A 13,219-nucleotide genomic window follows, 5' to 3' on the forward strand; every position below is an offset into this window, starting at 1 on the left:
CCGCCCTCCGGCGCTCACCCGGCGATCTCGTCGGCGAGCGACCGGGCGAGCCACGGGGCCGTCGAGTACTTGCCGGTGTCGATCGAGAGGTAGCTGCCCCGTCGCGCCACGCCGTAGCGGTCGCGGCGGTGCAGCCCCGAAGCCGGGTCGTCGAGCGCCCCGGCGCCGCGCGCGAAGACGAACCCGCCGTGCACGATGGTGGACTCCGCGTCGTCGAACACCCCTGCGGTCCACGGCATCACGCGTTGCAGTGCCGCTCGCACGCGCTCCACGAACGCGTCGGCATCGGCGCCGCTCGGCATCGGCGGCGCCTCCAACTCGAGTCCCGCGCCTTCGGCGCGCAGGCCGACGGGGTACCAGGACAGGTAGAAGTCGCGGCCGTTGTAGTTCTTGACGTCGCCGAACGGCCCGGTCGCGACGATCGCGCTCGGCACGTCGAGCTCGCGGCGGGTGCGGATGAACACGCACAACCGATAGCGATGGGTCCACGGCGGCTCGGGCGTGAGGCCCGCGGCGACGTCGACGGGGAGCCTGCCGCCCCACAGCGCGTTCACCACGAGGTCGAAACGCTCCTCGTAGCCGTCGGCACCGCGCACCTGCCACCGTCCGTCGACCGCCTCCACCGGTTCGGCCGCCGTCACCCGCGTGCTCATCCTGAGCTCGACACCCGGCTCGGATGCCGCGGCACCGGCCAATCGGCCTGCGAACCACCGGGTGTCGACCGAGCGCTCGGGCACCCGGAAGCCGGTCACGATGTCCATTCCCGAGACGGCATGCAACTCGTCCGACCCGAGTTCCGTCGCCCGTGCATCGGAGACATCCACGAGGTAGCGGGAGGCATCCGGATGCTCCCGGATCAGCTCGCTGATGGCAGCGAACCGTTCGCGCAGCTGCGCGGGGGAGGCCACCGAGTCGCGGTGGATCAGGTAGACGTCATCGGTGGTGGTCGTGTGACCGTCGAGGTCGTCGCCGATCAGCTCCCGTGCCCGCTCGGCGAACCGCAGGCTGCCGGGGAGGATGTGCCGCGCCGTCGCGAGGGTGGGGTCGCCGCCGTACAGGTAGCCGAGGTGGATCTTGCCCTCGTTCCAGCGGCTCGTGGCGGCCATCGGCGCCGGCTCCTGGTCGATCAGCGTCACGTCGCACCCGCGGCGCGCGAGCTCGATCGCCACGGAACTGCCCATGATGCCCGCCCCGAGGACGGCGACCCGGCGTCTCCTCATGACGTGATCATGGTGGCGTCGGTGTCGAGCGTGACGGTCGGCATGGTCAGCACTGTAGCCTGCCGCCGGCGGTCGGGAGGCGCGGTGTGCACCTCCCGATCGAGGGTCAGAGCTGGTGGCCGAGCTTGTACTCGCCCTGCTTCCACTCGGGCATGGACTCCTCGCCCTGCTCGGGCCGGGTGTACGAGAACCCGTCGGCGCCGATGGTCACGGCCATCTCGCTGGCGTCGGTGCGGGCGACGACCTCCTTGGGGTTGCCGTCGAGGTCGAGCACGAGCGAGGCCTCGGTGTACCACGACGGCACGACCGGGTTGCCCCACCAGTCACGGCGCTGGTTGTCGTGCACGTCCCAGGTGACCACGGGGTTGTCGGGGTCGCCCGTGTAGTAGTCCTGCGTGTAGATCTCGACGCGGTGGCCGTCGGGGTCGCGCAGGTAGAGGTAGAACGCGTTCGAGACGCCGTGGCGCCCGGGGCCGCGCTCGATGCGGTCGCTCTGGCGCAGCGCGCCGAGCTTGTCGCAGATCGCGAGGATGTTGTGCTTCTCGTGCGTCGAGAACGCGACGTGATGCATGCGGGGCCCGTCACCACCGGTCATAGCGGTGTCGTGCACGGTCGGCTTGCGACGCATCCACGCGGCGTAGACGGTGCCCTCCTCGTCCTGGATGTCCTCCGTGACGCGGAACCCGAGGTCCTGCATGAACTTCGTGGCGCGCGGCACGTCAGGGGTGACCTGGTTGAAGTGGTCGAGCCGCACGAGCGCACCGGGGGTGTAGAGGTCGTAGCGCCAGGCGAGGCGCTCGACGTGCTCGACGTCGTGGAAGAACTCGTACGGGAAGCCCAGCGGGTCCTCGACGCGCACCGATTCGCCGATGCCCGTGGTGAAGCCCTCGGCGCGGCGCTCGACGCGGCATCCGAGTTCCTCGTAGAAGGCGACGGCCTTGTCAAGGTCCTCAGGGGTGCGAACACGGTACGAGAATGCGGCGACCGCGGCCACCGGACCCTTGCGCAGCACGAGGTTGTGGTGGATGAACTCCTCGAGCGAGCGGAGGTAGACGGTGTTCTCGTCCTCCTCGGTCACGGTGAGCCCGAGCACGTCCACGTAGAACTCGCGTGAGCGTGCGAGGTCGGTGACGACGAGCTCCATGTACGCGCAGCGCAGGATGTCGGGGGCGGGCGCCGACGGCGTCGGGATGGGGTTGTCGGTGTGGATCGGGGCCTCCTGCGAAACGTAGAAGCCCGAGGAGGTGAGGGTCTTGTCTTCCTTGGCGGTCATGTCAGCGTCCTTGCCTGGTATCGGTTTCGAGTGAAGTGGATGTCGGTTCCCGAGCCTGTCGGAGGGCTCAGCGCGGGTCGGGATCCTCGAGGTCGGTCGCCTCGTGGGGGTCCTGCTTGCCGAACGTGGGGTTGTGCACGGCGCCGAGGGTGATGTGCACGGCCTGCTGGTCGGTGTAGAAGTCGATCGAGCGGTAGCCGCCCTCGTGGCCGAGGCCCGAGGCCTTCACGCCGCCGAAGGGAGTGCGCAGGTCGCGGACGTTGTTCGAGTTCAGCCACACCATGCCCGCCTCGACCGCCTGCGAGAAGTTGTGCGCACGCTTGAGGTCGTTGGTCCAGATGTAGGCGGCGAGGCCGTACTTCACGCCGTTCGCGAGCTCGAGCGCCTCCTCGTCGGAGTCGAACGGCGTGATCGCGACGACCGGGCCGAAGATCTCCTCCTGGAAGATGCGGGCGTCCTTCGGGACATCCGCGAACACCGTCGGGGCGACGTAGTTGCCCGTCGGGAAGCCGTCGGGGCGGCCGCCGCCGGCGACGAGGCGGCCCTCGCTCTTGCCGATCTCGACGTAGCTCATGACCTTCTCGTAGTGCTCGGGGTGCACGAGCGCGCCGACCTCGGTCTTCGGGTCGTGCGGGTCGCCCACGATGACGCGCTTGGCCTGCGCGGCGTACTTCTCGACGAACTCGTCGTAGATCGCCCGCTCGACGAGGATGCGGCTGCCCGCGGTGCAGCGCTCGCCGTTCAACGAGAACACGCCGAAGATGGTGGCATCGACGGCCGCGTCGAGGTCGGCGTCGGCGAAGACGACCGCCGGGCTCTTGCCGCCGAGCTCCATCGAGAGGCCCTTGAGGAACGGCGCGGCGTTGCCGAAGATGATCTGCCCCGTGCGGCTCTCGCCGGTGAAGGAGATGAGCGGGACGTCCGGATGCTTCACCAGCGCGTCGCCCGCCTCCTCGCCGAGGCCGTTGACGAGGTTGAACACGCCCTTCGGCAGGCCGGCCTCCTCGAAGATGCCCGCCCACAACGACGCCGACAGCGGCGTGAATTCGGCGGGCTTCAGGACCACGGTGTTGCCGGTGGCGAGGGCGGGTCCGAGCTTCCACGACTCGAGCATGAACGGCGTGTTCCACGGCGTGATGAGTCCGGCGACGCCGATCGGCTTGCGGTTCACGTAGTTGATCTGGCGACCGGGCACCTTGTAGGTGTCGTCGGCCTGCGCGACGATCAGGTCGGCGAAGAACCGGAAGTTCTCGGCGGCGCGACGGGCCTGGCCGAGCGCCTGCGTGATGGGCAGTCCCGAGTCGAACGACTCGAGCTCGGCGAGCTGCGCGTCGCGCGACTCGACGAGGTCGGCGATCCGGTGCAGCACCCGCGAGCGCTCGCGCGGCAGCATCCGGGGCCACGGGCCCTCGCGGAACGCGCGGGTGGCCGCGGCGACGGCGCGATCGATGTCGGCCTTCTGGCCGGCCGCAGCCTGCACGTAGGTCTCGTTCGAGACCGGGTCGAGTACGTCGAACGTCTCGCCGCCGACCGAGTCGACGAACTCGCCGTCGATGTAGTGGCGGATGCGGTCGGGCAGGCCCTCGGGGATGTGATGCGTCATGGTGTTCCTCGTTCGTTGGGTCAGTCGGTGGTGGAGGCGAGCTGGCGCTCGGCGACCGGTGACGGGGGTGCGGCCGGAGCGGCCGGGGCCGCGGCGGTGGGGTGCTTGTGCTCGGCGGTGAAGGCGAGCACGGCGTCGAGGGTCGCGGTGCGGTGCGCACGGGCGGTGAGCTCGATCTCGAGCGGCTCGGCGCCCGCCTCGATGAGCTCGAGGATGTGCTCGTGCTCGGCGACCGACTCGGCTGCGCGTCCGGGCACGAAGCTGAACGACGTGTCGCGCAGGAGGTTCAGACGGTTCCAGCCGCGGTGCACGAGGTCGAGGATGTGCGGATTCGGGCACGCCTCGTAGAGCGCCGCGTGGAACTCGATGTTCAGCGCGGTGAAGCGGTGCGGGTCGAAGTCGTCGAGCACGCGCCGCATCCGCTCGTTGATCCGCCGGGCGTCCTGCAGTTGCTCGGCGGTGAGGAAGGGCGCCGAGAGCGACGTCGCCGCGCCCTCGACGATGGAGAGCGTCTGCATGGTGTGCAGGTACTCGGTCTCCTGGATGAGCGCCACCTGCGCGCCCACGTTGCGCTCGAACGTGACGTAGCCCTCGGCCTCGAGCCGGCGGATCGCCTCGCGCACGGGAACGACCGAGACGTCGAGTTCGCGCGCGATCTGGCCGAGCACGAGCCGGTACCCCGGCACGAATCGGCCGTCGTCGATGCGGGCGCGCAGGTACTCGTAGGCCTGCTGCGACTTGCTTGCCGAGGTCATGAGGTCGACCCCTGAGCCGCCTCGTACCGGGCGCGCCATTCGGCGTTCATGGGGAACAGCCCGTCGACGGATGCCCCGGCCGCGACCTGCGCGGCGACCCATGCGTCCTCGCGGTCCTGGATCTCGGCCTCGGCCAGCACCTCCTCGACGAGCGCGGGCGGGATGACGATCACACCGTCGCCGTCGCCCACGATGACGTCGCCGGGCTGCACCGCGGCCCCGCCGCACGCGATCGTCACGTCGGTCTCCCACGGCACGTGCCGGCGGCCGAGCACCGACGGGTGGGCGCCCTGCGAGAACACGGGGATCTCGAAGCCGTGCACGGCGTCGTAGTCGCGCACGCCGCCGTCGGTCACGATCCCGGCGGCGCCGCGCACCTGCGCGCGCAGGGCGAGCACGTCGCCGACCGTGCCGGTGCCGCGCTCGCCGCGGGCCTCGACCACGAGTACCTCGCCGGGCTCGACGGAATCGAACGCGCGCTTCTGCGCGTTGAAGTCGCCGCCGTGGGCCGTGAAGAGGTCGGGGCGGAAGGGGATGAAACGGAGCGTCCTGGCGCGGCCGACGATGCGGTCGCCCTCGTGGTTCGCCGAGACGCCTTCAATGAAGATGTCGTGGTAACCGCGTTTGCGCAGCGCGACCGACAGGGTCGCGACGGCCACGTCGGCGAACCGCCGACGGAGTTCGTCGGTGAGCTCGAACGCGGCGTCCTGCGGCGGCAGGCCGGCGGCTTCGCGAGAACCCCAGGCCTCCTCACGCTGCAGGTCGTCGACCGCGGGCTTCGTGCCGAAGTCGCCGAACGGTACCGTGCCCTCGGTGATGGTGGTGATGAGTCGTCCGGTGGACGGCGCGCCCGGGGCATCCGGTGCGTCGACCTCGACCTCGACGACGTCGCCGGGCACGACGACCGACGACCCGGCGGGCGTGCCGGTGAGGATGATGTCGCCGGTCTCGAGGGTCATGAGCTGCGAGAGGTCGGCGATGAGCTGGCCGAACGGGAAGAGGAGCGTGTCGCTGGTGTCGTCCTGCACGAGGGAGCCGTTCACCCACGTGCGCACTCGCAGGCCGGCCGGGTCGACGGATGTCGCGGAGATGGCCAGGGGTCCGAGGGGCGTGAACCCGTCGCCGCCCTTGGAGCGCACGTTCGACCCCTTGTCGGCGGCCCGCAGGTCGTAGAGGCCGAAGTCGTTCGCCGCGGTGACGGATGCCACGTGCTTCCAGCCGTCCTCAGGGGAGACGCGGCGGGCGGGCTCGCCGATGATGAGCGCGATCTCGCCCTCGAAGGCGAGCAGTTCGGTGCCGGTGGGGCGTTCGAGCGTGCTGTCGGATGCCGCGACCGAGGACGCCGGTTTCAGGAAGTAGCTCGGTGCGGCGGGCGTGCGGCCGCGTTGCGCCGCGCGTGACCGGTAGTTGAGGTGCACGGCGATGATCTTGCCGGGGGTGGCGATCTCGTCGGTGGGGCTCATTGACGTCCTCGTCTCGTTGTATCTGAAATGATATACGATCTTGCGGCGCTGCGGAAGCGCCGGATTCAATAGCTCGCGCGCGGCGCCGTGGCGTCCTCGCGCGCGGAGCCTTCCGAGCCCGCTGCACCGCCGGAGCGCTCCGTGATGAAGCGATCGGCGAGCGCCTCCGAGGCACGCGCGAGCATCGCGACATCCGCGCCCACGAGCACGAAGGAGGCGCCGGCGTCGAGGTAGCGGTCGGCGACCGCGGGCGCGAACGCGTTGACTCCGGCGGGCTTGCCTGCCGCGACGGCCGCCTGGATGCAGCGTTCGGCCGCGGCGACCACGTCGGGGTGCTCCTGCTGCCCGAGCAGGCCCATCGAGGCGGCGAGGTCGGACGGGCCGACGAAGATCGCGTCGACGCCGTCGACCGCGAGGATCTCCTCGACGTGCTCGACCGCGGCGGCGGACTCGATCTGCACCGTGAGGGAGATCGTGCTCGCGGCATCCGCCAGGTACTCGGGCACCCGGTTCCAGCGCGACGCGCGGGCGAGCGCACTGCCCACGCCGCGCACGCCGGCCGGCGGGTAGCGCACCGCGCGCACCATCTCGGCGGCGTGCGCGGCCGAGTCGACCATGGGCACGAGCAGGTTCTGCACGCCGAGGTCGAGGTACTGCTTGATCGTCACGACGTCGCCGTACGGCGGACGCACGAGCGACGTGGCCGGGTAAGCGGCGACGGCCTGCAGCTGGGCGAGGATCGACTCGAGCGAGTTGGGGGAGTGCTCGCCGTCGATGAGCAGCCAGTCGAGGCCGCTGCCCGCGGCGATCTCGGCGATGAGCGGGCTGCCGGAGCACACCCACATGCCGGCGAGCGGTCGGTCGGATGCCGCGAGCCGTTCGGCGAACGTCGGCGGAAGCGTCATTCGAATCGGCATGTGATGGCTCCCAGCTGTCCGTAGTCGGCGTGCACCGTGTCGCCCCGCTCCACCCACATCGGGCGGGTGAACGACCCGGCGAGGATGATCTCGCCCGCACCGAGCGACTGCCCGTGCTGCGCGAGCTTGTTCGCGAGCCACGCGACCCCCATGGCCGGGTGGCCGAGGACGGCCGCCGCCACGCCCGACTCCTCGATCGTCTGGTTGCGGTAGAGCAGCGCGGAGATCCAGCGAAGGTCGACGGCGTCGGCCTTCACGGGGTTGCCGCCGACGACCATGGCGCCCATCGCGGCGTTGTCGGAGATGGTGTCGACGATCGTGCGCCCGTCCATCTCGATGTGCGAGTTCAGGATCTCGAGTGCCGGCACGACGTAGGCCGTGGCATCCAGCACGTCGAAGATCGTCGTGTCGGGGCCGCGCAGCGGCGTGGCGAGCACGAACGCGAGCTCCACCTCGATGCGCACGTTCGAGAACCGGTCGAACTCGACGCTCGCACCCGATTCGAACACCATGTCGTCGAAGATGACGCCGTAGTCGGGCTCGGTGATGCCCGTGGCCACCTGCATGACCTTCGAGGTGAGGCCGATCTTGCGGCCGACGAGGCGTCGGCCGGCGGCGATGCCGCGCTCGGCCCAGAGCTGCTGCACGGCGTAGGCGTCCTCGACCGTCATGTCGGGATTCCGAGCAGTGAGGAGGGGGACGGTGGATCGATCGCGGTCGGCGGCGACGAGCTCGTCGGCGATGGCGGCGATACGTGCTGGGTCGAGCAAGCCGGGGCTCCACTTCGTTGTCGAGGAGGGACGCCTCTGATCGTATTCGATCCGGGTGTCACACTTGGTATTTGAAATCATATATGATAGCTCGGAACCTCGTCCGGATCCCGGTCGGGAACTCCCACACCCAGCGACACGACAGAGGAGTCGACGCGCCATGACGACGGCGTCCACCACCGCACCACCCAGCCAGGCCAGGCAACGCGAGCTCCGCCGCGTCGCCTTCGCCACCGTGATCGGCACCACCATCGAGTGGTACGACTTCTTCCTGTACGCGAGCGCCGCCGGCCTCGTCTTCGGCGCGCTCTTCTTCGCGCCGGCAGGGCCGCAGTTCGCGACGATCCTGGCGTTCGCCACGGTCGGCGTGAGCTTCCTGTTCCGCCCGCTCGGCGCGTTCCTCGCCGGGCACTTCGGCGACAAGATCGGCCGCAAGGCGATGCTGGTCGTCACCCTGATCCTCATGGGTGCGGCCACGACGCTCATCGGCGCCCTGCCGACCTACGAGCAGATCGGCATGGCGGCACCAGTGCTGCTGGTACTGCTGCGCATCCTCCAGGGCCTCTCGACCGGCGGTGAGTGGGGCGGCGCCGTGCTCATGGCCGTCGAGCACGCACCCGACGGCAAGCGCGGCCGCTACGGCGCGTTCCCGCAGATCGGCGTGCCGATCGGCCTCCTGCTCGCCTCGGGCATCCTGGCGCTCATGACCGGGGTCATCTCGCCCGGCGACGCGTTCCTCGAGTGGGGCTGGCGCATTCCGTTCCTGCTCAGCTTCGTGCTCATCATCGTCGGCATCATCGTGCGCCGCGCGGTCGACGAGAGCCCGGTCTTCAAGGAGATCGCCGCCAAGAAGGAGAAGGCGAAGACCCCGATCTTCACGCTGTTCCGCAAGCACTGGCTGCTCGTCGTGCTCGCGGCGCTGACCTTCGCGGGCAACAACGCCGCCGGCTACATGACCACGGGTGGCTATCTGCAGAACTACGCGACGATGCCCATCGAAGAGGGCGGCCTGGTGGGCATGGAGCGTACCCCCGTGCTGCTCGCCGTGGCCGGTGCATCCGTCATCTGGCTGATCTGCACCTTCGCGGCCGGCGTCGTCTCCGACCGTATCGGACGCCGCAACACCTACATCATCGGCTGGATCGCGTTCCTTGCGACCGTGTTCCTGCTGTTCCCGCTCGCGACCACGGGCAACCCGTGGCTGCTCTTCCTCGGCGTCTCGCTCTTCGCGATCGGCAACGGGTTCACGTACGGCCAGCAGGCGGCGTACTTCACCGAGCTGTTCCCGGCCTCCATCCGCTACTCGGGCGTGTCGATCACCTACGCGATCGGCGCCATCCTCGGTGGCGCGTTCGCACCGACCATCGCCGCGTGGCTCGTGCAGTCCACGGGCACCGCGACGTCGGTGGCGTTCTACATCGCGGGCGTCATGGTGATCGCCTTCGCCGCGACCCTGCTGCTCCGCGACCGCACGGGCATCCCGCTCGGTCCCGACCACGAGCAGGAGCAGTCCGCGAAGCACTTCGTCTGGCAGAAGTAGTCGGGGGTCCTGCCGACCTGAACGACGGGGGCGGATGTCGCGAGCGCGCGGCATCCGCCCCCGTCGTCGTGCCCGCGGCCGCTGACGCCCGGAGGGCGTCGGCGCTCAGCGGCTGTTGACCGCGATCACCTCGTGCTGGTACGGCGCGATGACCCGACCCGAGATGCGGCAGTCGAGCAGCAGGAACCGGCGCTCGGCGACCGGCTCGGACGACCAGGATGCGAGTCGTTCGAGGTCGGCGAGCTCGCGCACCACGACGCCCTCGGCGCCGACGGCCGCGGCGAGGGCCGCGAAGTCCGCCTCGGGAATGAGCATGGGCGCCTCGGCGTAGCCCTTCAGTCCGTAGAGGTTCACCTCGGCGCCGTAGGCGGCGTCGTTCCACACGACGGCGATGCCGCGGCCGCCCGCCGTTCGCACGGCGCTCTCGAGGTCGGCGAGGGCCATCAGGCCGCCGCCGTCGCCGGTGGTCAGCACGATGGCGGCGTCGGGCTTCGCCGCTGCTGCGCCCGGCACGCTCGGCAGCCCGAGCCCGATCGACTGGAACGCCGTGCCCACCATGAGCATGCGGTCGGGCGACGCCACCGGCCAGTACATGTTCGCCCAGCCGATGAAGTGCCCGCCGTCCGACACGACGACGCGGTCCTCGGGCAGGAGCTCACCGAGCCGCGCGGCGACCCGGCGCGGGTCGAGGCGACCGTCGGGAGCGACGTCGTCGCCCGGGTGGAGCCGGCGCAGCGGGGCGAAGTCGACCGATTCGCGCCATCCGCTCGGCGTCGTGCCCGCTCGCTGCAGTCGGTCGGCGATCCCGGTTGCCGCGAGCCGCACGTCGCCCGGAACGAACTCCGTGACGACGGGGTTCGTCGCCTCGGCGACGAGGTCGACCTGCATGACCCGGGTGCCGGGCGCGAACAGCTGCCCGAATCGCATCGTGAACTGGTTGAGCCCGGCGCCGAAGACGACCGCCACATCGGCCTCGTGCACGAGCGCCATCGCGTCCTCCTGGCCGAACCCGCCCGTGACCCCGAGGTCGAAACGCTGATCGGGGAAGACGCCTCGCGCGAGCGCGGTCGACGCGGTGACCGCGCCCGTGAGCTCGGCGAGCCGGCCGAGCGCGTCGCCCGCCCCCGCCAGCCACGCGCCGCGGCCGGCGAGGAGGAACGGCCGGCGGGCGCCGGCGAGCAGCTCGGCCGCCATGTCGAGGCGGGCCGCGTCGGGTTCGAGCGGGGCCGGCAGCACGACCGCTGGAAGCTCGGACATCGGGGGGAGGTCACCGGCGTCGGCCGTGGCGAGGTCGTACGGAATCGCGAGCACGACGGCGGTGCGGTGGGCGAGCGCGTGCTCGATCGCGCGCAGGGTCGTGGCCGCGGCATCCGCTCGGTCCACCGTCAGCGTCGGCACGCCCATGGCCGCCGCCATGGCCGCCTGGTCGACGTCCCACGCGCGTGCGCCGGTGGTCGGCGCATCGCCGACGACGAGCACGACCGGGACGCGGGCCTGGGCCGACTCGGCGAGTGCGGTCAGGGTGTTCGTGAAGCCCGCGCCATAGGTCGCCGTCGCCGCGGCGATGCGGCCCGAGGCGCGGTAGTGCGCGTCGGCGGCCACCACGCCGCCGGCCTCGTGCCGGAGCGCGGTGTAGTGGGTCGGCGTGCGGTCGAGGGCATCGAGGAGCGCGGCGTTGCCGTTGCCCATGACGCCGAAGACGTGGTCGATGCGGGCGGAGAGGGCGTGCGCGACGTGCGCGGAGACCGAGGCCATGCGAAGTCCTTCGAGACGGTGACGGAGAGTGGATCCGTGTGTGTCTCGCTCGAGCCGCTCGTGGCGGCTCGGCTTCGTGCCCATTTTTCGAGCACCGGCGCCCGTGGCGCCTGGACACGATGAGTCTACCGGCTCGTGTGGCACGGCGACGGCGGCCGGGCCGGGACCACGACCCGTCCCGGCCGCCGTCAGCGCTCACCCCGTCAGCCGTTGACGACCTGCGGCACGCCGAGCGCCTTCAGCCCCTCGACGCCGAATTCCAGGCCGTAGCCCGACTGCTTCGCGCCGCCGAACGGCACCATCGGGTGCACCCCGCCGTGCGAGTTGATCCACACCGTGCCCGCCTCGATGCGCGCGGCGATCTCGCGTGCGCGGTCGCGGTCGCTCGACCAGACGGATGCCCCGAGACCGACCTCGAGGCCGTTGGCCATGGCGATGGCCTCCTCGAGGTCGTGGTAGCGGATGATCGGCAGCGCCGGACCGAACTGCTCCTCGGCCACGAGGGGATTGTCGTTGTCGACGTCGGCGACCAGCGTGGTCGGGTAGAAGTAGCCGGGCTGGTCGCGGTCGGGCTCGCCGCCGACGAGCACCCGCGCGCCCGACGCCTTCGCCGACTCGACGAGGCGGTCGACGATGTCGAACTGCTGCTTGTTCTGCAGCGGCCCGAGCACGTTCTGCTCGTCGACGCCCACGCCCATGGGAACGTTGCCCGCAACCCCGACGAGTGCGTCGCAGACGGCGTCGTAGACGTCGTCGTGCACGTAGAGGCGCTTGAGCGCGGCACAGGTCTGCCCGGTGTTGATGAACGCGCCCCAGAAGATGTTCTCAGCGATCGCCTTCGGATCCACATCGGGCAGCACGATGCCGGCGTCGTTCCCGCCGAGTTCGAGGGTGAGCCGCTTGACGGTGTCGGCGGAGCTGCGGATGATCGCCTTGCCCGTCGCCGTCGATCCGGTGAACATGACCTTGCCCACGTCGGGGTGGCTCGACAGGGCGGCGCCCACGTCGCGTCCGCCCGAGACGATGTTCACGACGCCCTCGGGCAGCACCTCGTTGATCACGGCGACGAGCGCGAGGACGCTGAGCGGCGTGTACTCCGAGGGCTTGATCACCACGGTGTTGCCCATGCGCAGCGCCGGGGCGATCTGCCAGACGGTGATCATCTGGGGCCAGTTCCACGGGCCGATCGCGCCGACGACGCCGATCGGGCGGTAGTGGAGTTCCGCGTGGGTCTCCCCGTCGTCGAACACCACCTCGGCCTCGAGGGGCGTCGCGGCTGCCGCTCGCATCCAGCCCGACGCACCGCCGACCTCGAAGCGCGCGTTCGGGCCGTTGAGCGGCTTGCCCTGCTCGCGGGAGAGGAGCCGGGCGAGCGCCTCGGCGTTCGCGTCGATGGCGTCGGCCGCCTGCATCATGAGTTCGCTGCGGCGCTCGTGGCCCAGCGCGGCCCACTCGGGCTGCGCGGCCTTCGCCGTCGCGACGGCACGCTCCAGGTCGTCGACGGTGTGCACGGGCGCGTGCCCGACGACCTCACCGGTCGCCGGGTCGAGGATCTCGCGGCGTTCGCCTTCGTCGGGCGTGATCTCGGCGAGAAGACGCGCGTAGGTCTCCTCGAGGACTGGGGTTGGGCTGTCCATAGCTCCTCCACGTTGAGTCTGGGACTCCAACGCTAGGCAGCCGTGCGACAGCCCACTTGCCCGTCGGCGCGGTGGGCTTGACCCACCGCGCACGAAGCGGCACCGGTTTCAGACGCGACGACTTCCCGACATCATCCGCACCAGCCACACGATGACCGCGATGACGAGCAGGATGATGCCGACCCACAACAGGAAGTTGAGCGACTCGACGAACCCGCCCGTGAAGAGCAGGATGACGGCGATGATGGCGACGATGATCAGGAGGATGTTCACGGATCTTCCCTTC

General features: G+C 70.5%; 10 protein-coding genes and 1 pseudogene. 1 reads left to right on the forward strand and 10 read right to left on the reverse strand.

The window, feature by feature from the left end; all coding sequences use genetic code 11:
• Window positions 1-14: 14 nt before the first annotated feature.
• The 7 genes and pseudogenes from AB0K73_RS10815 to hpaH form a co-directional block, all read right to left on the reverse strand.
• Window positions 15-1,292: pseudogene (locus AB0K73_RS10815) on the reverse strand (FAD-dependent oxidoreductase); the annotation flags it as partial.
• A 34-nt stretch (window positions 1,293-1,326) separates the two neighbouring features.
• On the reverse strand, window positions 1,327-2,493 hold the full coding sequence (gene hpaD / locus AB0K73_RS10820) for a 3,4-dihydroxyphenylacetate 2,3-dioxygenase (protein ID WP_360512708.1): 1,167 nt from the start codon (window positions 2,491-2,493) through the stop codon (window positions 1,327-1,329).
• A gap of 67 nt (window positions 2,494-2,560) precedes the next feature.
• On the reverse strand, window positions 2,561-4,096 hold the full coding sequence (hpaE, locus tag AB0K73_RS10825) for a 5-carboxymethyl-2-hydroxymuconate semialdehyde dehydrogenase (RefSeq protein ID WP_360512706.1): 1,536 nt from the start codon (window positions 4,094-4,096) through the stop codon (window positions 2,561-2,563).
• A gap of 20 nt (window positions 4,097-4,116) precedes the next feature.
• The gene (locus tag AB0K73_RS10830) at window positions 4,117-4,851 is read right to left on the reverse strand and encodes a GntR family transcriptional regulator (protein WP_360512704.1); all 735 of its coding nucleotides are present in this window, start codon (window positions 4,849-4,851) and stop codon (window positions 4,117-4,119) included.
• Window positions 4,848-6,314: a fumarylacetoacetate hydrolase family protein gene (locus tag AB0K73_RS10835; RefSeq protein ID WP_360512702.1), complete on the reverse strand. Its 1,467-nt coding sequence runs from the start codon at window positions 6,312-6,314 to the stop codon at window positions 4,848-4,850. Before AB0K73_RS10835 ends, AB0K73_RS10830 begins: the two co-directional genes overlap by 4 nt.
• A 65-nt stretch (window positions 6,315-6,379) precedes the next feature.
• Window positions 6,380-7,231: an HpcH/HpaI aldolase/citrate lyase family protein gene (locus AB0K73_RS10840; protein ID WP_360512700.1), complete on the reverse strand. Its 852-nt coding sequence runs from the start codon at window positions 7,229-7,231 to the stop codon at window positions 6,380-6,382.
• Window positions 7,216-8,001, reverse strand: coding sequence for a 2-oxo-hept-4-ene-1,7-dioate hydratase (gene hpaH, locus AB0K73_RS10845; RefSeq protein WP_360512697.1), 786 nt, complete (start codon window positions 7,999-8,001; stop codon window positions 7,216-7,218). The genes AB0K73_RS10840 and hpaH overlap by 16 nt, the downstream gene beginning before the upstream one ends.
• Window positions 8,002-8,161: 160 nt before the next feature.
• Between hpaH and AB0K73_RS10850 the strand changes: the two genes are divergently transcribed.
• Complete coding sequence (locus tag AB0K73_RS10850) at window positions 8,162-9,541, forward strand: MFS transporter (protein ID WP_360512695.1); 1,380 nt, start codon at window positions 8,162-8,164, stop codon at window positions 9,539-9,541.
• Between the two features lie 105 nt (window positions 9,542-9,646).
• Here AB0K73_RS10850 and AB0K73_RS10855 read toward each other — a convergent pair whose 3' ends face one another.
• The 3 genes from AB0K73_RS10855 to AB0K73_RS10865 all read right to left on the reverse strand — a co-directional run bounded on the left by AB0K73_RS10855 (window position 9,647) and on the right by AB0K73_RS10865 (window position 13,206).
• On the reverse strand, window positions 9,647-11,296 hold the full coding sequence (locus AB0K73_RS10855; protein ID WP_360512693.1) for a thiamine pyrophosphate-binding protein: 1,650 nt from the start codon (window positions 11,294-11,296) through the stop codon (window positions 9,647-9,649).
• A gap of 203 nt (window positions 11,297-11,499) precedes the next feature.
• A complete protein-coding gene (locus tag AB0K73_RS10860; protein ID WP_360512691.1) occupies window positions 11,500-12,933 on the reverse strand; it encodes an aldehyde dehydrogenase family protein in 1,434 nt (477 codons plus the stop codon).
• A gap of 108 nt (window positions 12,934-13,041) precedes the next feature.
• Window positions 13,042-13,206 carry a hypothetical protein gene (locus tag AB0K73_RS10865; RefSeq protein ID WP_360512689.1) on the reverse strand — a complete coding sequence of 55 codons (165 nt, stop codon included), beginning with the start codon at window positions 13,204-13,206 and terminating at the stop codon, window positions 13,042-13,044.
• Window positions 13,207-13,219 lie beyond the last annotated feature (13 nt).

Source organism: Agromyces sp. NPDC052230 (assembly GCF_040679595.1).
Taxonomy (GTDB): domain Bacteria; phylum Actinomycetota; class Actinomycetes; order Actinomycetales; family Microbacteriaceae; genus Agromyces.